This window comes from Albidovulum salinarum (assembly GCF_025673475.1).
In the GTDB taxonomy this organism is placed as follows: domain Bacteria; phylum Pseudomonadota; class Alphaproteobacteria; order Rhodobacterales; family Rhodobacteraceae; genus Albidovulum; species Albidovulum salinarum.
Window position 1 is genome coordinate 139260 of sequence record NZ_JAOVQO010000011.1, and the last position, 21349, is coordinate 160608.

The following is a 21349-nucleotide window of genomic DNA, read 5'->3' on the forward strand; positions in this document are numbered from 1 at the left end:
GGATGGTTTGCCATGAAACGAGGGGTCACCTCGCATCCGCTGTTCAAGGGCCATCCCGAGCGCATCGCCATCTGGCTCTGGCTGATCGACAATGCCGCGTGGAAAGAGACACGTCATGACGTGAACGGCAAGACCATCACGGTGGGTCGCGGGTCCGTTTGCGTGAGCCAGCGGCGCCTCGCGGAGGATGTCGGCGTCGGCTACCAGGTCGTGCGGAGCCTTCTCGCCCGTCTTCAGTGCGACGGGATGGTCCGCGTCACGCCAACGCATGGTCGGACCCTGATAACACTCTGCAACTACGAGAAATATCAGCGCCCGACGGGATCGGGCAACGCGGCTCCCAACGCAGGAGCAACGCAGGGCCAACGCACAAAAGGACAAGGAGACAAGGAGACTTCCGTTTCTGAAGAAACGGCGAAGGCGAAGGACCCGTCCAGGCAGGCATTCGACCTCGGCGTCGCGCTGCTCGCCCAATCCGGCATTGACGCCGGTCGGGCGCGGGGTCTCGTGGGAAAGTGGCGGCGCGATCATGGCGATGCGGCGCTCATCGCGGCGCTTGGCCGTGCCGAGCGGGAAGGCGCAGTCGAGCCCGTCGCTTTCATCGAGGGGATTCTGCGGAAATCCGGCCGGGCACATGACTGCACGCATTTCGGGGCCTTCGGCAACATTCCGGAGGTGGCACCGTGATGGACCTCGATGAATGGGAAGAGCGGGCCGCGATCATGGAGTTCGAGGCAGGGCTGACGCGGTTCCGGGCCGAGACCGAAGCGGCACGGCGTCAGGGCTATCAGCGCTGGGAGATCATCGATGCGCTCGACAAACGAAATATTGGCCCGGCACGGGATCATGGTGAGGCGAACGAGCGGAACCAGCCGGACGACCTGTCCGGCCTGCAGCGCGGGGCGGAAGAAGAAGACCGACCGATGTCTGTCGGTCACGGTTCGGGCGGACAGCGTGGTCTGGTACTGCCATCACTGCGGGTTCCGGGGAGGTGAGCACTTCGATGGACGCGATGACCTGGCTGACCGCGGAGCGCGGGCTCGACGCCGCGCTCTTGGCGGAGATGGGGGTGCGGGCGCAGGAGATCGACGGCTACGGCCAGGGCGTCGCGTTTCCCTATCGCCGCGACGGTGAAACCTATGCCGGTAAGTTTCGCACGGTCTCCGACAAGCGGTGGCGGAGCACCAACGGCGTATCCCGGGGGTTCTACAATGAGGACTGTCTCGAGGGCGCCGAGGGACCGATCGTCATCACCGAGGGCGAGATCGACTGTCTGAGCGTCATTCAGGCGGGTTACGAGCGCGCGGTCTCGCTGCCGGACGGCTGGACCGAGGCGGGAAACAAGCGCGACGTGCTCGTGAACGCCGAGGAGCGGCTCCGGGCATCACCGTATGTGATCGTTGCCGGCGACAACGACGCCGCCGGCGCGTCCCTCCCTCGGACCGTGGCAAATGTCCTTCTCGGGCATGATGTGCGCCGGGCCGAATGGCCGGAGGGCTGCAAGGACGCCAATGATGTCCTCGTCCGCCTTGGCGAGCGCGTCCTTGCCCGATGTCTTGCGGATGCGAAGCGGGTCGATCCCCCGGGCGGGTTCGTGACCGCGATCTCCGATCTTCGCTGCATGGCGCCGCGACGGGTGCTTCGGACCGGCAAACGGGTATTCGACTCCGTCCTTGCCTTCGAGGTCGGCGCGATGTCTGTCGCGACGGGCGTGCCGGGTTGCGGAAAGTCGACCTTCACCACCTTCATCGCGGATCTCGTCTCGCGGCACGAGGATGTGCGCGTCGGCCTGCTGTCGTTCGAGACACACCCCTACCGGACCCGGGATCACCTCAGCCGTCTCGATACAGGATGGGGGTGGGACGATCTGGCGGCCGACGAACAGAGGGCGCTCGCCGTTCGCCTCGATGACCGGTTCCGCATCGTTCACCGGACCTACGAGGAAGGCGCGCACAATCTCGGTTGGCTCAAGTCGATGGTCTACACGCTGGCGGTTCGCGATGGCTGCAAGCTGATCGTCGTCGATCCCTGGAACGAACTCGAGCATCTGCCCGAACCGGGAGAGAGCATGACGGCCTACATCAATTTCGCACTGCAGCAGATCCGGGTCTGGGCGGAACAGTTCGACACGCATGTCTGTGTCGTCGCTCATCCGCGCAAGATGCCGACGGACGGCAGGCCGCGCGCGCCCGTCGGGTATGACATCTCCGACAGCGCGGCATTTGCCAACAAGCCGGCGCTCGGCGTCACCGTCCACCAGGACGAAACCGATGACGGTCGCCCGTTCGTGCGCGTCATTACCTGGAAGGTGCGTGACACCCAGCTCTATGGCTTCGAGAAGGGACAGATAAAGCTGGAGTTCCGGCGCGATCAGATGAGCTACGCAGCGCTCCCGTGATGCGGCGACCGCGGAGCTTCGCGGGGGCGGTCTTCGACGGCGACCGTGTCAGGCGGGGCGGTGTGTCAACCAACGGGCCGGCCTCTTGACCGCCATCGACGTCCCGCCTCAGCGATAGAGGCCGGGTTTCTTCGCACGCTCCTTGTCCTTGGCTCGTGCGAGGCGCCAAAGCGTGTGCTCCATGTTCTCGGCCCATTCCGGGACCTTGTCGGCTTCCGCTTTGGGCTTGTGCTCCTCGGGTTCGGGCGTGTCATTCGATGGCGTGGGTTTCCGCATCTCTGGGTGATCTTTCGTTCAGGGGGCGATGGCACATGGGAAGCTCCGGCGTAGCGCGTGGTTGCACTCCGGGTCCCTCGTCTCATGGGGTCAGAAGGAGGAGTCTCCTGGGGGCCGGTCCCGCTGCTCGATTCGCCGGCGTGCCCGTTCCAGCTTGTCCCGCGCGGCCACCAATCGTTGCAAAGCCCTCTCCCGCGCCTCGTAGAGCCGCCGAACCCTCGAACCGGGCTCGCCAAGACCCGACACCTGTGGCCGGTCGCGGGGCTGCACCCAGGACAGGGACTGCTCAACCGCCACGGTCCAGTCGTGATCGGCATCGAGGTAGCGTCTGTAGGACTTGACCAGAACCTTGCGCTGCACACCGAGATCAGGATGCATCTATTCGCCTCCTCACAAAACTCGCGCTGGGGAAATCCTAGCAAATCCCGAACCTGTCTCAAGCGGGCGGGCTACTTGCGGTCATCTCGGTCGTGAGGGGCGGGGAAATTTGTGTCCGGAATCGAACGGTTTTTCCCGCGGACAGCGCTCGCGTCTGGGATCACCTGTCGCCATGGCGTGCCATTGCGAAGGCGGGTCGTCCACCTCAATCACATGCCTCATGCAGCGTCTGACACGACGCCACCAGGAACCGATCCCGCGGCAATTGCTCACCAGGGCAGTTCGTAGCCCTCGGCGTGCCAGAACCGGCCACTGTTCTGAAGGTTCAGGGCATCGATGCGCTCGATCAGCCCTTGCGCGGCCTTGGCGGGAGCGACGCCCTGACCACCAGTCATGTCGGTCGCCACCATTCCGGGGTGCAGCAACACGACAGCGATGCCGCGGGGCGCAAGGTCATGCTTCAGGTTGGTCCCGATCTGATTAACGGCCGTCTTCGAGGCTCGGTATCCGTAATTGCCGCCGGAACTGTTGTCTTCGATCGATCCGACCCTGCTTGACACGATCGCAACCTTGGACCCCTCCCTGAGGTTGTCCGCAAGCGCTTTGGTGATCCGGAGCGGACCCAGCGCATTGACCCGGTACTGTTCCAGCATCGCGTCGTAGTCGAGGCTGCCGAAGGCATCCCAGATTGCGATGCCGGCATTGTTGATGATCACGTCCAGGGTCTGGTCGGCGATCTCACCCTTGAGGCGTTCGATCGATGCCGCGTCGCTGACGTCGATCCCGTCGATGATGCGCACGTCGAGATCCGCGAGTTCCGCACTGGGAGCTCGGCAGACGGCGATCACGTCGTCGCCGCGCGCACTGAGCTGCGTGCAGAGTTCGAGGCCGATGCCGCGGCTTGAGCCGGTAACGAGAATGGTGGACATCGCAATATTCCGTTGAGTTGTATTTACGGGCGGTGACAGCTGGCCAGCTTGCTGCACATGGCACCGTGTCGACGTTGATCTTCGGAGCTTGGTCCGAAATGGAAGCGGATGCAACGAACGCAGGGATGTTCGGTGCTACGGCTATTCACGGTCAGAGGCCTAAGGCTGGTGTACAGCGACCCTTCGTGAACGGTTCCAGGGGCCAAACGTAATCGGCTCCGTCCGCAACGCCGTCCATCACCTTGGCCATTTTGCCGGGCTTCGCCGACACTAACGGTCGGATGACGACTCTTAATCCAGCGTGACCGTTCGGTCGCAGCCAATGTCAGGGGGGCTATGTGGCAGAGCCCGACAGCTTCATCAGCACGATGCCAGTGACGATCAGAAGCGCGGCGATCAGACGCATCGGGGTTGCAGCCTCCCCCAACACGATGACGCCCACTGCGAAGGCGCCTACCGCACCAATGCCGGTCCAGATAGTATAGGCGGTGCCGAGCGGAAGCGACCGCATGGCAAGTGAAAGAAGCACGACGCTCGCGATCATTGCAACAATGGTTATCACGCTAGGCACGATCAGCGTGAAACCGGCGGCCTTCTTCATGGAGAACGCCCAGATGATTTCCAAAATTCCAGCAAGAACGAGATGAACCCAAGCCATGCCACGACCCTCAGTGTCAGGCTCGGGCCGTCCCGAGAAAAGTGCATGAGGCGCGGGTCGTCCCGCACAAGGCAATCTAGTTTTGCGGTTGCCGACAATCAATGTTCCGGAGCAGATGACCGACACCTGAACTGCTACAAATCCCGCAAAGCAGACACAGGCCGCCGCCGGCTGCGTTTCGCTCTGAAGCACCGGGCGCGATCCGCGCACCCGAATTTTCCGTTCGCCGGGTCCGCGCGATGCTGTTACCGTTTCCTGGTCCTGCTGCGCCCCTGACCTTCCCAAGCCCGGAACTGCACAATGCCCGACACGGAACACCGCCTTCGCGCGATCACCGCAGAAATCCTCGATGCCGATCCCCAGCGCATCGCGCCTGTCACACGGTTCGTGGATGACCTTGGCGCGGGCAGTCTCGAAGCGGTCGAGTTGCTGATTGCCTTCGAGGACCAGTTCGGCATCGAGATCCCGGATGACGTCGTGGAGACCCTCGGGACCTTTGGGGCCGCCGTCAACTACATCCGGACCAGCCGAACCCAGGCAGGCCCGGCCGCGTAGCCGCCGGAGCCGAGATTATCGCGCCGGTTCCAGGCCCCCCTATCCCTGTCGGTTCGAGATCAGCGCCGGCCTCATTGATCCTGGTCGGCTTCGACCGATCCGTGAGACGACCTGCGACGCCGTTGGAGGGCGTCTGACACAGATATCGGTGGCGTTCAGTGCCGCGCTCGCCGAACGTCGTGCGGCGCACCGCCGCTGGCAGCTGCCCAATCAGGTCAAAGTTGTCGCCCGGCGGCGGCAATTGGCATTTATTGTCATGATTACAATGCATTAATCGGATGGTATACTGCCCTGAGAGGCAGGCACCCGCGAATTTCGACAGGTGGGGGATAGGGGCACGATGGGCAGGCAGGCGGCAGCGGCGGCGGAAACGGATCAGTCAGCCCAGCGGGCGGCGCTCGCGTCCGGGTCGAGCCTGCGTCTCGAGCATCGGGCGGTCGCGGAGCTGGTCCCCTATGCCCGCAACGCGCGGACCCATTCGGAGGCGCAGGTCGCGCTCATCGCCGGGTCGATCCGCGAATACGGCTTCACCAATCCGGTGCTGGTCGATGGCGCGAACGGGATCATCGCCGGCCACGGCCGGGTGATGGCGGCGCGCCAGCTTGGGCTCGCGACGGTGCCGGTGATCGAGCTCGCGCATCTCAGCGCGGCGCAGAAACGCGCCTACATCCTCGCCGACAACCGGCTGGCGTTGCAGGCGGGGTGGGACGCAGATCTGCTCGCGATCGAGATGGGCGAGCTTTCCGAGCTCGGCATCGACCTGGGCGCGCTCGGCTTCGATGCGGGCGAGATCGACGCGCTCCTGCGGTCCGGGGAGGTCGATCCGCGCGAAGAGGAGACGCCGGCGCCGCCCGCCGTGCCGGTCTCCCGGTCGGGCGATCTCTGGGTGCTCGGTCGGCATCGGCTCATTTGCGGCGACGCGACGGATGCGGCGACGGTGGAACGCCTACTCGCCGGGGTGCGCCCGCATCTTCTCGCCAGCGATCCGCCCTACGGCGTGAGCTACGATCCGGACTGGCGCAACCGCGCCGGCGCCTCGGAGACCAAGCGCGTGGGCAAGGTCCTGAACGATCACCGCGCCGACTGGCGCGAGGCCTGGGCGCTCTTTCCCGGCGATGTCGCCTATGTCTGGCACGGCGCGCTGCACGCCACCACCGTGGCCGAGAGCCTCGCGGCGGTGGGCTTCGAGGTCCGCTCCCAGATCATCTGGGCCAAGGAGCGGCTGGTGCTCTCGCGTGGCCACTATCACTGGCAGCACGAGCCGTGCTGGTACGCGGTCCGCGCGGGCGGCACCGGGCACTGGTCCGGCGACCGCAAGCAGTCGACGCTGTGGCAGATCGCGAGCCGCGACCAGGACACCGCGACGGTGCATGGCACCCAGAAGCCGGTCGAGTGCATGCGCCGGCCAATCCTCAACAACTCCTCGCCGGGACAGGCGGTCTACGAGCCGTTCTCGGGCTCCGGGACGACGATCATCGCGGCCGAGACGACGGGGCGGGCGTGCTACGCGCTCGAGCTCGATCCGGCCTATGTCGATGTCGCGGTTCTGCGCTGGCAGGCCTTCACCGGGCATGCGGCGGTGCTGGACGGGGACGGCCGGCCGTTCGACGCGGTCCGGGCCGAGCGTGCCTCGGAAGGAGCCTGCTGATGGGGCGCCCGGCAAGAACCCTGAACGCGTGCCAGAAGGCGGAGGTCGAAACCCTTGCCGCGGTGCTCTCGACGGCGCAGATCGCGGATTATTTCGGCATCGGCCGCACCACCTTCTTTGCGATGATGGAGCGCGATGCCGAGATTTCCGAACGCTATAAAAGAGGCAAGGCGCGGGCAATCGGCGCGATCGCCCAGGGGCTGATCGCCAAGGCCCGGGGCGGCGACACCGCCTCGATGATCTTCTACCTCAAGACCCAGGCCGGCTGGCGCGAGACCGCGGCCGTCGAGCATTCGCTGGCCGAGGACGGCCCCTCCGCCGCTGACACCGCCTGGAAGAAACTGACCGCGAAGCTCGACGAGATCGCCGAACGCAAGCGGAGGGCCGGGCTGATCGAAGGGCTTGCCCAGCCGATCGGTGCTGCGGTGTGCGCGGGCGCGTCCGTATCGGACGGAGATAAGCATAGTTCAGGGGGCTGCGCATGAGGCGGTGGCGCGTTCGGTTAGGGCTCGTGTCACTCGCTACGGCCCTGGTGGGCGTCGGCCTGCAGCTCGTCGCATTCCCGGTCGTGGGGCTCGCCGCGACGCCGCTGCAGTCTGGTGCGGCCCGCGTGCTCGTCTCGCTCATTCGCGGTTTTCCCCTGTGTCGGCACTTCGACCGCGTTATGCGGGGAGGTCTGGAGTGATGGCGCGCAGGCCTGATCGCGAGGGGCGCGAGACCCCGACGCCAAGGGTGCTCCCCCCGGGGGGTGGGTCCATCTCTGGAAGCTCCGGGATCGGGACCGGCGCGGGCGTCTGCGTACCACAGCCGCGAAATTGCCGACCGGGTATCCCCGGGGCGGACTTGGAAAGAGTCCCTTGTTGCTGGGGTTTTCCACCCGCAGACCCGCATTCGCGCGGCGCCATTGGTCGACAAAGTCGGGGGCTCGTCGCCGGTCCCGATGCCACGGAACTTCATCGGGCAGGAGGCTGAGATGAGAGGACGCAAGCCGAAACCGACCGCGCTCAAGCTGATCGAGGGCAATCCCGGCAAGCGGCCAATCAACGGCTCTGAGCCGAAGCCGCCGACAAGCCAGCCGACCTGTCCCGCACATCTCTCGCCCACCGCCAAGACCGAGTGGAAGCGGCTCGCCACTGTGCTGAACGAGATCGGTCTCCTGACCCAGATCGACCGTACAGTGCTCGCCGCCTACTGCCAGGCCTATGGCCGCTGGGTCGAGGCCGAGCGCAAGCTCGCCGAGACGCCGCCGCTCATCAAGACCCCGGCCGGCTACGTCCAGGTCTCGCCCTGGATCACCATCTCCAACAAGCAGGTCGAGCTGATGACCCGTCTCATGGCCGAGCTCGGCCTGTCGCCCTCCGCCCGATCGCGTCTCGCGATCCAGGTTCCAAACGGCGCGAAGCCCTGGGAGTTCAGGGTTGCATTCGAATGACGATGAGCCGTTCCGCCAATCATCCTGGTCCGTACCCGCATCGGGAGGCGACACCATGACCCGGGGGCGCAAGCCGAAGCCGACCGCGCTGCGCCGGGCCGAGGGCAATCCCGGCAAGCGCGGCTACAACGCCTTGGAGCCGGTGCCACCGGAGGGGCTGCCCGCCTGTCCGGCGCATCTCTCGGCGGCGGCGCAGGAGGAATGGCACCGCATCGCCGGACCGCTCCACGACATGGGGGTCCTCACGCTCGTCGACCGCGCCGCGCTCGCGGCCTATTGCCAGGCCTGGGGTCGCTGGGTCGAGGCCGAGGAGAAGCTGAAGGAAACCCCGGTGATGCTGAAGACGCCCTCGGGCTATGTCCAGCAGTCGCCCTGGCTCGCGGTCGCGAACAAGCAGCTGGAGCTGATGGGCCGCTACATGGCCGAGCTCGGCATCACGCCGGCCTCGCGCTCACGGGTCGCTGTCAGCGATCCGGGCGATGACGTGGCGATGCCGGTGGTGATCGAGATCCGGGCGCACGAGCCGGCAAAAGAGGGCGTCCCGCCGCGGATCACCCGGCATGATGGCGGGCCGACCGAACTGCCGGGCCATCGCGATCGCTGATGCGGACGAAGTCTTTCGTGAGACTTGCAGCTCAGGGGGGCGAGGCGATCCCGCCGTGCGCGATCAGTCGCCCCTGTCGCGGGAAGCAGAGATCTTGACCCGGTCCGCTTCGACCAAAGCCCGTAGATTTCCGGGCGCGCCGCGAAGGCCTGCTCGGAGTGAATTACGCAGGATACGGGTCGTCACTCTGTCGGCAAAGAGGCATGTTTGAACCAAGCAGCATAGGGGCATTTAGCCATGAACTTTCAAATTCATTCACTTCCCGCCGGTGACTTTTCGCCCCTCTTCAATCTGACCGACGAGGAGCTTGCGGCGCGGAATGCGTGCAGGATGATCGTCAAGACTAAGCCTGGAACACCCTGTCGGGTCAGCATGGAAGACGCAGAGGTTGGTGAGACCGTCATTCTCCTGAACTATGCTCATCTGCCTGAAGCAAGCCCTTTTAGGGCTACACACGCGATCTACGTCCGGGAGAACGCCGTTCAAGCTGAGCTTGCGGTCAACGAGGTGCCGCAAATGCTGCGTTCCCGGCTCATTTCACTTCGTATGTTTGACGAAAATCATATGATGATCGACGCCGATGTTGTGGCAGGCGAAGATCTCGCTCATGCAATATCGGCTTCGTTCGCTGACACCGAAGTATCTTACATCCATCTTCACAATGCGAAGCCCGGATGCTTCGCGGCATCCGTAAGTCGGGCAGGATGAATCAAATTGGGAAGCGGACACAGGAGCTTGGCGCATTTGGATTCGCAATGCGCCCACTCGGCCGGCCTAGGATAATATCAGTAGCTCGCCACCAATTCGGCGGTCAGTTCGTCAAGCTCCGCCTGACTGTACCAGAGGCCTCGTGCCATAACTCCGATACGGTCGCGGGTCGATCCGTTTTCGATCAAGGGGTTGTGCCGAAGTAGCACCAGGTCGGCCCGTGCGCCAGGTGTGACCGTGCCGATCACGTCGCCGAAACCAGCACGGCGCAGGCTTTCACCTGCGTTCGCAGTAGCCGCGCGCAGTGCCTCGTAGCGGCTGAGACCCGCCTCGGACAGAAGTTCGATCTCGCGATGTATGTGCCATGGCACGATCCCGTCAATCGACACGTCGGTGCCGGTCAGGATCGGCACGCCGGTCGCGTGTAGTTCCCGAACCAGCGCAGCGAAAAGCGGCTGCCAGCTGTCGCGCCGGATGTCTTGCTGCCCCTGCCACCTGACCACTCGACCGGTGCGCCAGCCGGCCAATGTCTCGGGACGGATGACACTGTATTCCGGTCGGTCGAAATAGGATGGTCCCGCCTCGAGGTAGTGCCACACGTTTTCGTCGGCGACCATGTTCGACACTACCATCAGGTCCTGGCCAGCGATGGTCGCGACGACGTCTGGCAGGCTCGCCATGTCCACCGGCACCGGGCGGAAGTTCCAAGGGTCGATCTCTTCGACAAGGAAATAGTCTAGCAACTCGTCGACATGGGCGAATTCGTCGACACCTGAGGTCACGATATCTTCGAGCTGCGCGCCGGGATCGAGATGCGAGATGCTGTACACACCGGACGCCTCGGCCGCTTCCTGCGCCGCAAGCCAGACCGGGCCGCCCATGAACTCGTAGATCTTCACCATCCGGTAACCGTCGTCGACCTGGCGCGAGACCCAACGGCGGGCCTCGGTCTCCGTTTCGGCGACATCGGCAAAGGGAAAATAGATGGAGGTGAAGGCATCAAACGGAATCGCCCGGGTCATCATCATGCCGAGACCGGCCGCCAACATCACGGCGCTACAGCCAAGCATAGCCGGTCGCGCCGGCCAGCATCCGCGCGCCAGCCTCAGAGCCGCCGCCGCCAGCAGGAACAAAATCAACGGTCCAGAGATCAGCGCGATCCGAAACCCGTAGAGCAGAGGAACAACGTCCGGCGGCGGTCCAACGATCGAGGGGCCGGTATTGTAGATTGTCGGCCCGATCCTTTCGCCTGCCAGCACTTCCTCGGCCCAGTTGCGGTGATCGGGCACGGTGTTGAGGTTGCGGACGGTGGTAACGCCCTCGGCAAGCCAGAGGCGCATGAAATCCGGGCTCGGGTCGACCGCAAGATGCATGTGCATGTCGGCAAAGCCGGGAATCAGCCAGCTGCCTTCGGCGTCGATCACGGTTGCGCCGTGCGGGACTTCGACCTCTGAAGTCGGTGCGACTGCGACGATGCTGTCGCCGTCAACCACGACTGTCTGCTGGAGCAGCACCTTGTTCTCGTCCATCGGAAGAACGTTGGCGTTGACGAACGCAAAAGCGTCCGCCGCCGCCTCCTGCGCCGCAATATCGGCGAGAACGAGAAGTACAGAGGTCACGATTCCGCGCCTCATGGCTTCCACCTCCAAAGACAAGAATACCATGAAAAGAGAAGAAAATCGTTTCGCCAAGTGGGTCTTCCGAGACCTCGCCTGCCGCGCCGACGGGACGACTGACCGCGGGACCCGGGAATTCACAACTGTCTCATCGTGCTCCGCTGGTTCTATTGCGGAGCCGGCCGAACCGAGGTCTCAACTTTCCACATTTCAAGGATGGCACGCGAGTGGGGCTAGACACGCTCACATAGAGAAATCCGACCGCATGAACCACTACGTGATCTCGCGAACCTACGGTACAGAACTGCGCAACCAACGTTACGCAGTTTTGTACACCCCCGCCCATGACAGCCACGTCGCCCCGGTTCATCGCCTACGAGCGGGTTTCAACTGCCAGGCAGGGGCAGTCGGGGCTGGGGCTCGAGGCGCAGAGGAATACGATCGAGGCCTTTGCCATATCGCGAAGCGCCGACCTCCTCGCCCGCTTTACCGAGGTCGAGAGCGGCCGCAACCCTGACCGGCCCGAGCTTGGCAAGGCCATCCGGCTGGCACGCCTCACCGGCGCGACGCTGGTCATCGCCAAGCTCGACAGGCTGTCGCGCAATGCCGCGTTCCTCCTGACGCTCCGGGACTCGGGCGTGAAGTTCCTCGTCTGCGACATGCCGGAGGCCAATGACCTGACCGTGGGCATCATGGCGCTGGTCGCGGAAGCGGAGCGCGAGGCCATCTCGCGGCGGACGAAGGAGGCGCTCGCGGTGGCCAAGGCGCGTGGCGTGAAGCTCGGCAACCCCAATGGCGCGGCGGCGCTCCGGCGGGCGGGGAAGGGCGGCGGCCCCCTGCGTGCGGCGGTCCGGGGAAATGCGGATCAGCACGCGCGCGATCTGGAGCCGATCCTCGACGACCTCGCCCGGCAAGGCATCACCAGCCTTCGAGGCATCGCAGACGAACTCAATGCCCGCGGCATGCGCACCCGGCGGGGCGGACGGTGGCATGTGTCGAACGTGCGGAACCTGCTCGTGCGGCTGATGTGAGGTCTCAGAATCAGGCCTGGCGGGCCGGATGATCCGTTTTCATTGAGTGCTAGCTCTTCGAAATCGCGACTCCGTCTCCAACCACTTCAGCCAGGTACGCAGCCTCTCCTCCCGCGCCAGCTTCAAGCTGAACCGCGCCGCTGCTCACGTTGAGTGGCGCGGTTTCTGCACCGTGTAAGGGACCGGCCCGCTGTCCCAGCTGAACGAGTTCGGATTTATCTGCCAGCACCCCGCGATGAGGTTCTGGGGAATGCCGCTTAGCTCGAAGCCGCCCGAAGGGTCCATATACGTCCACAAATGACACCACCCTAGAACGGGAAGAATATCGGGATCGCGCCGACCACCGCCGCGCCGACGACCAGATTCATCGGAATGCCGATCTTTAAGAAGTCGGAAAATCTGTAGTTCGCTGCGCCGTATATCAGCGTATTCGTCTGGTAGCCGACCGGGGTCGCGAAGCTCGCACTCGCACCGAACATCACCGCGACGACAAACGGCCGCGGATCGACGCCAAGCTGCTCGGCGAGGCCAATCGCGAGCGGGGTGACGACAACGGCCACGGCATTGTTGGTGACAGCCTCGGTCAGCACCGACGACAATAGGTAGATGGCGGCAAGCGTGACAAAAGGAGGCAGTCCTCGCAGTGCCGGCGTTATGCTGTCGACGATGAGGCTTACGGCCCCGGAATTCTGCAAGCCCGTGCCGACGATCAGCATCGAGAAGATGAGCACAAGGATGCCAGCGTCGATCGAGTTCCATGCCTCGATGTTGTCGATACATCCGAATACGAGAATGCCCGCGACGGCTATGAGGGCAAGCACGCTGATCTCTGCAATGCCGGCGGCGGCAAGTGCCACGACCGAGAAGAGCGCGAGCAGAGCAAGCGGCGCTTTCCTGCGGCGGAACGCACGGCCCCCCGCATCGGTGATTGCGGCAAGATCGCCCGCCTCGGTCAGACGGGCAAAGCCTTCAGGCGTTCCTTCCAGAAGCAGGGTATCGGCAGGGCGCAAGAGCGCGGTGGACAGGTCAGGCCCAAGCAGTTCCCCATGTCGGTGGGCGCCAAGAACGCGCATGCCGTATCGGTGCCCCATGGCAAGCTGGGCAATTCGCACGCCGCGGCTTCGGCGCGAAAGCGTCACGATTGCCTCTGCGACGATTAGGTCGGAGGCGGTTTCCGGCGCTGGACCCTGACGTAATCCGACTTCGATCCCTGCGAGCTTTCTGAGCGTAAGCAGTTCCGATGTCGCCACTTTGGCGATGATTCGGTCACCCGGCTCGAGAATGTACTCGCTCAAACCTTCTCGTTTCACACCAGACCGCGCGCGAATGCCGACGATCTCTATGCGTCGCTGATTCAGGGCGGCGATTTCATCAATACGTCGACCGATGTTTGGGTAATCCTCTCGTGGACGCAACTCCGTCAAAAAGGTCGCTTCATCGTCTCCGCCCAGTTCTGAAAGATCCTTTCGGTCAGGCAACAGGACAGGTCCCAGCAAGAATAGCGCCAAGCCACCTGTGGCCGCGGCTACCAAGCCGACGGGTGTGATCTCGAAAATTGAAAACGGCTCCAAGCCAGACGCCAGGGACACGCCGTCCACCAGCAGGTTGGTCGACGTGCCGATCAGAGTGCACGTCCCGCCCAAAACCGCCATGTAGGATAACGGGATCAACAGGCGCGTCGCAGCAAAGTCGAGGCTCTGCGCCAAACGGATGGCCACCGGTATCAGGACGATGACGACCGGCGTGTTATTCATCAGGCCCGAGGCGACAAGCGTCGCGATGAGAAACACCGCTGTGCCCGCAATCGGGCTGTTGCTCGCCACGTCGACAACCCGGTTCGCGAGTGCGTCGAGAAGCCCGGTTCGGACCAGCGCACCGCTGATTACGAACATCGCGGCAATCGTGATAGGTGCGGGGTTCGAAAATGCCGCCAGAACTTCATTCGTGGGGACAAACCCAAACACGATAAACAGCGCGGCAGCCCCCGCAGCGGCTACGTCCGGTGCGAAGCGCTCGAAGAGAAAGGCTGCAAACAGCAGAAGAACAACTGCGAGCGCGAGATAGGGTTCGTAGCCCGTCATGAGATCGATCGACCCATCCTCCGTGTTATACACATTCACCGCTGATGGTTTTCCGGTCGCGTCCTCCGCCCTCTCGAATAAAGCACTAACAGACAGATCGACCCAAGTTCCCTCGACATTTTAGGCTCATAACGAAACGTGATTGGCGGAGATGCAGGCGTCCGCGGCGCGAGGTTGCCATGCATGCCGACCGAAACGCGTGTGTCGCGCACGCTTACGTTATCCGCGCACGCTCACGTTATCAAAGCCCTTCCCGCCGGTCTCGCCCCGCGAACTCCTCCGAGCCGATAATGCCGGCCAGAGCTATTGGCCGGCGCCTTCGGTCAGCACACAGCTTCCTCGCGCCGGTGTTGTCAGATAACCGGAGTAGAGATGTCGAAGCTTCGCCACGAGTTGTGCCAGCGGCTTTTTCTTTAGGGCCTTATCGTGTTTCATAACGGTTCCCTTCCGGCCCACGGCCGTTCAGTTTCGTCACGGCGCCGGAGTCACCGCGCCGGGAGCGTTCCCCTACACCCGGTTTCTCCTGCGACGGGCCGCACCCGTTCCGAACGCTCGGCCTGATCCGGTTTGGGCCGCATACCCTCGTTCTCGGCAGTCTGTATCGGGTACTTCTTCGGCGGGGTCGGTTGCGCGCCATCCGTCATTGAAGGGACAGCTTCAGCAAGGCCGCCGCCGCAAGGGCGTGTCTCTTTTCGTAATAGTCGCCGCGCAACTCGCCGTCGACCTGTACCTCCCACATCCCATTCCGCTCTCTGAGCTGAACTCGATCACCTTGGGTGGATCGCTTTCGGGAGTGTTCTGGGCGCAATTGCTCTTGCGGCGATCGCGTCAATCCAACCTTCGCTTCATTTTCCAACAACCGGGGCTCGCGCGCCTCTCCAAGCAGCATCACGGCGCGAATGAACTCTTCAGCGTAGTCGTCAGCACCCCGGTATCCGTGTTCGTGCCGCGCCATGTTCATCGGTTCCACGAACCGTTCTCTCAGATGGTCGACGAAACGCGGTTCCGAACGAGACATGTAGGCGATGAGCGCCTGAAGGACCCTCTCATGGGCGAGCACTCGCCGTTCGAGATCAGTTGTCTCCGGTTGGGTTTTCGGGTGCGTCGTTGCAGGTTCCATAGCTTCTATCGTCTTTCATGCGCGAGTTGGTGACCGATTTGGATCTTTCAGAACTCGAGCGACACAAGGCAGGCCTGCGCAATGTCTCGGTCCGGAGCCTCCGTTCCTGGAACCGTCGCCCAGCCTGCCGCCATGACGGCAACGCGCCTCGGGAAGCAGCTGGCTCAGGTCTCGTGCGACCCTGCCGTGATCGCTTGCGAGCGGGGGAACATCCCGAAATCGGGCAAGCAGCGTTCCCAACCGCGCTCGTGCGGCGTCGCGCCCCAGCGTGACCAGTACAGCGGTTTCCTTCCATGGATCGAGGTCGAGTCGCGCGAGCGTGGAGACGACCGAGGCATAGAGAAACCGATCGAACTCGGGCGGGTGCGGGTTGAGAAAATTGGGGTCGGCCATCGCCAATCCTTTCAAGGGTTGCAGGAATGCAGATCATCCCTGTTTCCCAAAGGATACGCGCAGGTCGGCCTCGCCGCCCTTACACAGGTCAGTGGGGGGCGACTGCCCTCAGGGAGGTCGCAACCGGTTCGGGGCCCGAGACTAACATGCGTCAGCGCCAGTCGGACGATCTCGACGTACAAGAGAATAAATCGTTCGACTGGTCCGTCCCGGCCTCCAAGGGGCCGTCAACAGTGGTGAGCGACGGATCTGCCAACATCGCGGAGACCAGAGATGAACATGCGGTCGACCAGATCGACAGTGACGTTTTCAAACCCGTTTATCTTGCCGGGATACCCGGGCGATTTGCCCGCCGGCGACTACGAAGTTCTTGTCGAAGAGGAGCTCCTCCAGGGCCTCAGCTTCGAGGCCTATAGACGGACGGCGACGTACCTGACGGTGCGCGGCAAGGGTGCTCATGCGGGAAGAACTGAACTCCGGGTGACAACCGAGAGCGACCTGAAAGAGGCGCTGAGCCGGGATGCGACCACAAATGGAACGAACAATCACAGCGAGGCGGCGCTTTCCCCGCAGGAGGCATTGAAATGAACACTCCCGAATGGCTCAAACCCGGCATCTATGGCGCGCTGATCGGTGCGGTCTGTGTCGGTGTCGTCGGCTTCACCTGGGGCGGCTGGGTGACAGGCGGAATCGCGGCTGGTAGGGCCATGACCATGGCCCGTGACGATGTGGTCGCGGCTCTGGTGCCGGTCTGCCTCGACATGGCACGGTCCGACCCGGAGCGCGCAGAAATGTTGGCTACAATCCGAGGATCTTCGAGCTACCAGAGGCGCGGTGCCGTCATGGCGGCAGGCTGGGCGACCATGCCGGGAACCGATGCCTCGAACCGGGATATCGCGCAAGCTTGCCTGTCAGCCCTCGATGTCGATGGATCACCGGAGCGCGCGGAAAGCGCGGTCGAAGGAGGATGAACCGCGCCATGCCAATAGCGTCACCCGAGACCACCGATCTGGAACGGCGTGTGCTCGCCCATGAAAAGGTGCTTCAAGCCCTGATCGCTTTCATGGCCCGCGCGGAGCCACGTTTCATCGAGCACCTGAAAGAACGGTTCGTCGAACCGATGAGTATGGCCCGGCACGAGCACGACCACCGCCAAACCGACGATTATGCGGAAGAATTCATCCGGGCCGTGATGCTGCTTGGGGAAGTCCGGACGCCTGGTCCCAAGGAAACCAACGTGATTGATGAGCAAAGCGGATCACGCAAAGGCCAAGAGAGAAAAGGATCTCTCATGGAGCACCCCGCGAAGTTTGATCGGGTTCAAGTGCGCGACAGAAATGGCATCTGGGAAGTGAAGGTCGACGGAAAGTTCAGCGGCGATTACCATCAGAAAGAGCAAGCAGTTGCGGCGGCAGCCTTACTCAAGTTGTCCCTGCGATGACCGATCGCACTCCCCCGACAGTAACGCAGGAATTCTCGATCCAGGTGGCCGAAAACGAGGGCATGCCCTCGAGACCGAATTCCAAGGGCTCCACCCCATCGGTCGTGCGCACCCGACGGCTGACCGGAACGCTCACGCTTGGGCCATCGAAGACACGGGCGGCAACGGACGGACTCTGGTCGGCAAAGGAAGCGAAAATGAGACACCTCAAAGAACCGGCGAGGCACCCGCTGGCAAGACTGATCTCGAGGATGGCAGTCGTGGCCGGTGTGATCGCGTCCATGGCCTTCCCCATCCTTGCGCAGGATGGCACCGGTCCGATGCCTCAGAGCGCTCAGGCGCGCAGCTATGGTGGCGGATGGGTCTGCGATCTTGGCTTCCGGGTGGAGGGCGCCGAGTGCCTGGCTCTCGATATCCCTGAGCATGCCTATGCAACCGGGCGCTCCTATGGGACGGGCTGGGAGTGCGGCCGCGGGTATGAGGAGGTGGACGGGACGTCCTGCAATCCCATCCCGGTGCCCGCCAATGCCTTCCTCCGGTCTTCCGGCTACAATTGGCAATGCAAACGCGGGTTCCGGCAGGAGGACGAGGCATGCGTAGCCATTGTTCTTCCCGAGCGTGCCTACTTGACAGAAGACAGCTCGGGCACGGGATGGACCTGCGATCGTAGCTATGAGGCCGTTGCAGGAACATGTACGCCGATTGCCGTGCCAGAGAACGCATATCTCACCAACGCAGACTATGGCGCCGCCTGGGCTTGCGAGAGAGGCTTCGTCAAGATCGACGACCGATGCGACGCCATTATCTTGCCTGCGAACGCCTATCTTGACCAGGCGTCCTATGGACCGGGCTGGAGCTGTGAGCGTGGATACGAGCCGCTGAGCGGCGCCTGCGTCGCCATCGATCTGCCGGAGAACGCCTATCTCGACCGATCCGGCAACCGGTGGAGCTGCAATCGAGGCTTCCAGCTCTCCGACGGGGCGTGCATCCTTGCAAGATGATGGTGACAAGACGACGCGCGGCCGTGTGTCCGGCATGCGCGTCAGCATAGGGTGTCGTCTGCGATACAGCTTCCCTCAGCCGACGCCGCTGATCGCGCTGCTGAACGTGCACTACTCGCGGTTTGGCGATCTGGAGTGCGCCGATTATCTCGTGACGTCGCCGAGTGTGCCACTCGAAAGCTACCGGGATGGCTTCGGCAACTGGTGTACGCGCGTCCTGGCTCCGGCGGGCGACTTCTGCCTGTCGACGGATGGCATCTTCCGCGACACGGGCCGACCCGATCCCGTCTCTCGCGGTGCACAGCAGCACGCCGTTCAAGATCTACCGTTCGAAACTCTCGTGTTTCTGCTGGACAGCCGGTATTGCGATACAGACCTCCTCTCGGAAGAGGCCTGGCGTCGCTTTGAGACCACCGAACCCGGATGGTCACGCGTTCAGGCGATCTGCGATTTCGTGCACGGGCATGTCCGCTTCGACTACATGCAGGCGAAATCGACGCGCACCGCATCGCAGACCCTGGCCGAGCGGCAGGGCGTCTGCCGCGACTTCGCCCATCTCGCCATCGCCCTGTGTCGCTGCATGAACATTCCGGCCCGCTACTGCACCGGATATCTGAGCGACATCGGTGAACCTCTGCCTCATCCGCCCGGGGATTTTGCCGCGTGGATGGAGGTATTCCTTGCTGGAGAATGGCACATGTTCGACCCGCGGAACAACAAGCCGCGGTATGCGAGAATCCTGATCGCGCGCGGCCGCGATGCCGCCGATGTCCCTCTGACCCAGACCTTCGGCCAGAACACTTTGGCGGAATTAAAGGTCTGGACTGATGAATTGGCCTGACTGTCGTTGGCTTCCTTCTCGACACGCCATCGTAAATCGGGTCGCCAGCCCCCATATATGTAGTATCGATGCCAGGCATCCCGGTCCGACATGGATAAGGAGTTGGCGCCGGCCAATCAAAGGATCGATGACATGTCCTTCAAGGACCTGACCGCCAGGGCTGCGGCCGCAATGAAGCCGAAGCCTGCGGAGACCGCCACGACCCCTGTCAAGGAGAAAGAGGCGAAGGCCGCCGGCACGGAAGCACCAGCGAAATCTAGGACATCTTGAGATGTGCACCGGCCACGCGCCTCATTCTTTACGGGCGCGCGGACCACCCACAGCAACAAGGGAGAGGATCACGCCGATGGAAGAACTGACGAGCAAGACCGTCGCGGTTTTTTCCCGGCCGTTCTCCGTTCCGGGCTTTGCCGAGACGCTCCCCGCGGGAGAGTACGAGATCGAAACGGAGTTGGCTTCACCGCCGGATCAACAGGATCCCGCAGCCTGGAAAGCCTCGGTTCTTGTAAAGCTTCATCCCAGGGCATCGCATCCTGGACTGGCGAGGACGCTCACCGTTTCCCTTGCCGACCTGGACCATGCACGCGCCAGGGACAAGCTGACGGGCAGGGCGTTGTCCGACTTCTTCTTAGAGGAAATGCTGGCTGATCCGATGATACGTCTCGTGATGAAGGCCGACGGCGTCTCCGAGGCGCACCTGCGAAATCTCTACTCCGGACTCGGGACGCCTGATCCCAGCTTGAGTCCGCCGTCTTCGAAGACGACCGCCCAAAGGGCGCGGGACAACGAGGCGATCCGGGCCGCCGAAAACGAAGGCATGCCTTCGCGACCGGACTCGCGGTCGCCCTTGCGCACCCGCCTGGCAGCGGGACAATCGTGATGACGGACAAGGCCATCGCCGAAGGAGCAGCGCCGGACATCGAGACCGCGAGGGCCTTGGGCGATGTAGCGCAAAACCGCCGATGCCTGCGATGCAGTGCGTTGTTCTGGAGCGAAGGTTTCGGAGAACGGATCTGCCGGCGCTGCAAGGGGTTGAACGCCTGGAGGAACGCCGCGCCCGTCAGCCCGGGCGCATCTCGCCGCCGCTGATCCCCGTCGACGCGCGCGCCGTCCTCCTCGAGCCGTACTGGAACACCATTTTGGCCTGTCTCGACATCGTTCACACCACAACCTACCGATACCGTCACGAGGTCAGGATTGCGGCGACCCATTAAAATAACTCAAGATCAGTACCTTAATATCCTGAGAAGGTTGGATTTCAGGCCCATCCTCTCCGCCACAGAACTTAGCCAACGCGTTGAGCTCGAACATGAATTCTTCTCCTTCGCTTTCCGAGGTACATTTCGCGGTACATCGCCGCTGAATGTGCGGTTGATCGTCCAAAGATCGCGGTTTGCGATCGTCAGCATGTCATGAGGGCGCGACAACCCCAAAACTCTTTCGCGGTGCCAGTTAGATTCGTGTCGGCGGGAACGTGACGTCCGTTTATTCCTGCAAGCTCTGCGGACCTTTTCGGTGCGCTTGCCCGACCTGATGCCTCAGGCCCGGAAGATGTCGCCAGGCGGTTCCGGGCCATCTTCAGGGTCGGCACTGGCACCCCGGACTTGCCGGAGCCAGTCGTCGATGGAACTGCCGCTCAGGAGCCGCTCTTCGGCGAGTGCCCCCTGCCATCCGCTCCAGCAGGTCACTGTTTTCCCGGAGGATTGCCGTCGCTTGCCGTTCAGCCTTCTCGATCCTGTTGCGGACGCGCTGGCGGGTCGCGGGATCGTGCAGGAGCGCGCCGTCGGGCGCGTCCAGATAGATCGGCCCCCAGGCGCCGAGCCCGTAGCGGCTGTCGATGTGGACGGCGAGGCGCGTCGCGATCGCGAGGTCGGAGTCTGCGGTCCCGCCCGCCCCGGCGGAGAGGCTTGAAAGGACAAGCCGCTCCGCCGCCCGGCCGCCGAGCGTGTAGGCAAGCTCGGCCTCGAGATCCTCGAGCCGGGTCTCGCTGTGGCCGCGTTTCCGAAGGATCTTGATCGGCCCCACCTGAGTGGTCCGATTTGATTGTTAGTGCATGACTGGCCTCTGGTCCATCGGGATGACGGTTTCAGGGGCCGGCGGGCGGTAGCCCAAAGCACTGTGGGGGCGTTTCGTGTTGTAGTGTTTCCTCCATTGCTCGATGAGGATCTTGGCCTCTCGGAGGCTGTAAAAGACCTCGCCGTTGAGCAGCTCGTCCCGGAACCTGGCGTTGAAGCTCTCG

27 protein-coding genes are annotated in these 21349 nt (G+C 63.4%); 18 read left to right on the forward strand and 9 right to left on the reverse strand.

Annotation, left to right across the window (positions count from 1 at the left end; all coding sequences use genetic code 11):
• Positions 1-12: 12 nt before the first annotated feature.
• From OEZ60_RS13080 to OEZ60_RS13090, 3 genes are read left to right on the forward strand one after another with little or no spacing between them, the layout of a single operon-like run.
• Positions 13-687: a hypothetical protein gene (locus tag OEZ60_RS13080; RefSeq protein ID WP_263336890.1), complete on the forward strand. Its 675-nt coding sequence runs from the start codon at positions 13-15 to the stop codon at positions 685-687.
• Positions 687-995 carry a hypothetical protein gene (locus tag OEZ60_RS13085; protein ID WP_263336893.1) on the forward strand — a complete coding sequence of 103 codons (309 nt, stop codon included), beginning with the start codon at positions 687-689 and terminating at the stop codon, positions 993-995. The genes OEZ60_RS13080 and OEZ60_RS13085 overlap by 1 nt, the downstream gene beginning before the upstream one ends.
• Positions 992-2398, forward strand: coding sequence for a toprim domain-containing protein (locus OEZ60_RS13090; protein ID WP_263336896.1), 1407 nt, complete (start codon positions 992-994; stop codon positions 2396-2398). The genes OEZ60_RS13085 and OEZ60_RS13090 overlap by 4 nt, the downstream gene beginning before the upstream one ends.
• 108 nt (positions 2399-2506) lie before the next feature.
• Here OEZ60_RS13090 and OEZ60_RS13095 read toward each other — a convergent pair whose 3' ends face one another.
• From OEZ60_RS13095 to OEZ60_RS13110, 4 genes are all read right to left on the reverse strand, one after another.
• Positions 2507-2674: a hypothetical protein gene (locus OEZ60_RS13095; protein WP_263336900.1), complete on the reverse strand. Its 168-nt coding sequence runs from the start codon at positions 2672-2674 to the stop codon at positions 2507-2509.
• Between the two features lie 90 nt (positions 2675-2764).
• Positions 2765-3052 carry a hypothetical protein gene (locus tag OEZ60_RS13100; RefSeq protein WP_263336901.1) on the reverse strand — a complete coding sequence of 96 codons (288 nt, stop codon included), beginning with the start codon at positions 3050-3052 and terminating at the stop codon, positions 2765-2767.
• A gap of 269 nt (positions 3053-3321) precedes the next feature.
• Complete coding sequence (locus OEZ60_RS13105) at positions 3322-3981, reverse strand: SDR family oxidoreductase (RefSeq protein WP_263336902.1); 660 nt, start codon at positions 3979-3981, stop codon at positions 3322-3324.
• Positions 3982-4315: 334 nt separating this feature from the next.
• On the reverse strand, positions 4316-4639 hold the full coding sequence (locus OEZ60_RS13110) for a DMT family transporter (RefSeq protein WP_263336903.1): 324 nt from the start codon (positions 4637-4639) through the stop codon (positions 4316-4318).
• Positions 4640-4939: 300 nt separating this feature from the next.
• Between OEZ60_RS13110 and acpP the strand changes: the two genes are divergently transcribed.
• From acpP to OEZ60_RS13145, 7 genes are all read left to right on the forward strand, one after another.
• Positions 4940-5194, forward strand: coding sequence for an acyl carrier protein (gene acpP / locus OEZ60_RS13115; RefSeq protein WP_263336904.1), 255 nt, complete (start codon positions 4940-4942; stop codon positions 5192-5194).
• Positions 5195-5534: 340 nt separating this feature from the next.
• Positions 5535-6842 carry a site-specific DNA-methyltransferase gene (locus OEZ60_RS13120; protein WP_263336906.1) on the forward strand — a complete coding sequence of 436 codons (1308 nt, stop codon included), beginning with the start codon at positions 5535-5537 and terminating at the stop codon, positions 6840-6842.
• Entirely contained in the window at positions 6842-7327 is a 486-nt protein-coding gene (locus OEZ60_RS13125) for a hypothetical protein (protein WP_263336907.1), read from the forward strand. The genes OEZ60_RS13120 and OEZ60_RS13125 overlap by 1 nt, the downstream gene beginning before the upstream one ends.
• 26 nt (positions 7328-7353) lie before the next feature.
• Positions 7354-7527, forward strand: a complete 174-nt coding sequence (locus tag OEZ60_RS13130) for a hypothetical protein (RefSeq protein WP_263336909.1) — start codon at positions 7354-7356, stop codon at positions 7525-7527.
• A 288-nt stretch (positions 7528-7815) separates the two neighbouring features.
• Positions 7816-8274, forward strand: a complete 459-nt coding sequence (locus OEZ60_RS13135) for a phage terminase small subunit P27 family (protein WP_263336910.1) — start codon at positions 7816-7818, stop codon at positions 8272-8274.
• 55 nt (positions 8275-8329) lie between these two features.
• The gene (locus OEZ60_RS13140) at positions 8330-8878 is read left to right on the forward strand and encodes a phage terminase small subunit P27 family (RefSeq protein ID WP_263336911.1); all 549 of its coding nucleotides are present in this window, start codon (positions 8330-8332) and stop codon (positions 8876-8878) included.
• Positions 8879-9115: 237 nt separating this feature from the next.
• Complete coding sequence (locus OEZ60_RS13145; protein WP_263336913.1) at positions 9116-9586, forward strand: DUF1203 domain-containing protein; 471 nt, start codon at positions 9116-9118, stop codon at positions 9584-9586.
• 77 nt (positions 9587-9663) lie between these two features.
• Here the strand turns inward: OEZ60_RS13145 and OEZ60_RS13150 are convergent, their stop codons facing one another.
• On the reverse strand, positions 9664-11277 hold the full coding sequence (locus OEZ60_RS13150) for an amidohydrolase family protein (protein WP_263336916.1): 1614 nt from the start codon (positions 11275-11277) through the stop codon (positions 9664-9666).
• A gap of 269 nt (positions 11278-11546) precedes the next feature.
• On the opposite strand from OEZ60_RS13150, the gene OEZ60_RS13155 reads away from it, so the two are divergent.
• Positions 11547-12233, forward strand: coding sequence for a recombinase family protein (locus OEZ60_RS13155; RefSeq protein WP_263336918.1), 687 nt, complete (start codon positions 11547-11549; stop codon positions 12231-12233).
• A gap of 308 nt (positions 12234-12541) precedes the next feature.
• On the opposite strand, the gene OEZ60_RS13165 is transcribed toward OEZ60_RS13155, so the two are convergent.
• Positions 12542-14314 carry an SLC13 family permease gene (locus OEZ60_RS13165; protein ID WP_263336921.1) on the reverse strand — a complete coding sequence of 591 codons (1773 nt, stop codon included), beginning with the start codon at positions 14312-14314 and terminating at the stop codon, positions 12542-12544.
• Between the two features lie 640 nt (positions 14315-14954).
• Positions 14955-15434, reverse strand: coding sequence for a hypothetical protein (locus OEZ60_RS13170; RefSeq protein WP_263336924.1), 480 nt, complete (start codon positions 15432-15434; stop codon positions 14955-14957).
• Positions 15435-16100: 666 nt separating this feature from the next.
• Here OEZ60_RS13170 and OEZ60_RS13175 point away from each other — a divergent pair.
• From OEZ60_RS13175 to OEZ60_RS13205, 7 genes are all read left to right on the forward strand, one after another.
• Entirely contained in the window at positions 16101-16415 is a 315-nt protein-coding gene (locus tag OEZ60_RS13175) for a hypothetical protein (protein ID WP_263336927.1), read from the forward strand.
• Positions 16412-16798 (forward strand): hypothetical protein, encoded by a 387-nt coding sequence (locus OEZ60_RS13180; RefSeq protein ID WP_263336933.1) that lies wholly within the window; start codon positions 16412-16414, stop codon positions 16796-16798. Before OEZ60_RS13175 ends, OEZ60_RS13180 begins: the two co-directional genes overlap by 4 nt.
• The gene (locus OEZ60_RS13185; protein ID WP_263336936.1) at positions 16795-17268 is read left to right on the forward strand and encodes a hypothetical protein; all 474 of its coding nucleotides are present in this window, start codon (positions 16795-16797) and stop codon (positions 17266-17268) included. Before OEZ60_RS13180 ends, OEZ60_RS13185 begins: the two co-directional genes overlap by 4 nt.
• Positions 17269-17528: 260 nt before the next feature.
• Entirely contained in the window at positions 17529-18269 is a 741-nt protein-coding gene (locus tag OEZ60_RS13190) for a hypothetical protein (protein ID WP_263336938.1), read from the forward strand.
• A gap of 34 nt (positions 18270-18303) precedes the next feature.
• Positions 18304-19110: a transglutaminase-like domain-containing protein gene (locus tag OEZ60_RS13195; RefSeq protein ID WP_411709804.1), complete on the forward strand. Its 807-nt coding sequence runs from the start codon at positions 18304-18306 to the stop codon at positions 19108-19110.
• Between the two features lie 346 nt (positions 19111-19456).
• Positions 19457-19990: a hypothetical protein gene (locus OEZ60_RS13200; protein WP_263336944.1), complete on the forward strand. Its 534-nt coding sequence runs from the start codon at positions 19457-19459 to the stop codon at positions 19988-19990.
• An 82-nt stretch (positions 19991-20072) separates the two neighbouring features.
• Complete coding sequence (locus tag OEZ60_RS13205; RefSeq protein WP_263336946.1) at positions 20073-20324, forward strand: hypothetical protein; 252 nt, start codon at positions 20073-20075, stop codon at positions 20322-20324.
• A gap of 364 nt (positions 20325-20688) precedes the next feature.
• Here OEZ60_RS13205 and OEZ60_RS13210 read toward each other — a convergent pair whose 3' ends face one another.
• A complete protein-coding gene (locus OEZ60_RS13210; RefSeq protein ID WP_263336948.1) occupies positions 20689-21135 on the reverse strand; it encodes a hypothetical protein in 447 nt (148 codons plus the stop codon).
• Positions 21136-21156: 21 nt separating this feature from the next.
• On the reverse strand, positions 21157-21349 hold a 193-nt coding region (locus OEZ60_RS13215), incomplete at its 5' end, for an integrase core domain-containing protein (RefSeq protein ID WP_263336950.1).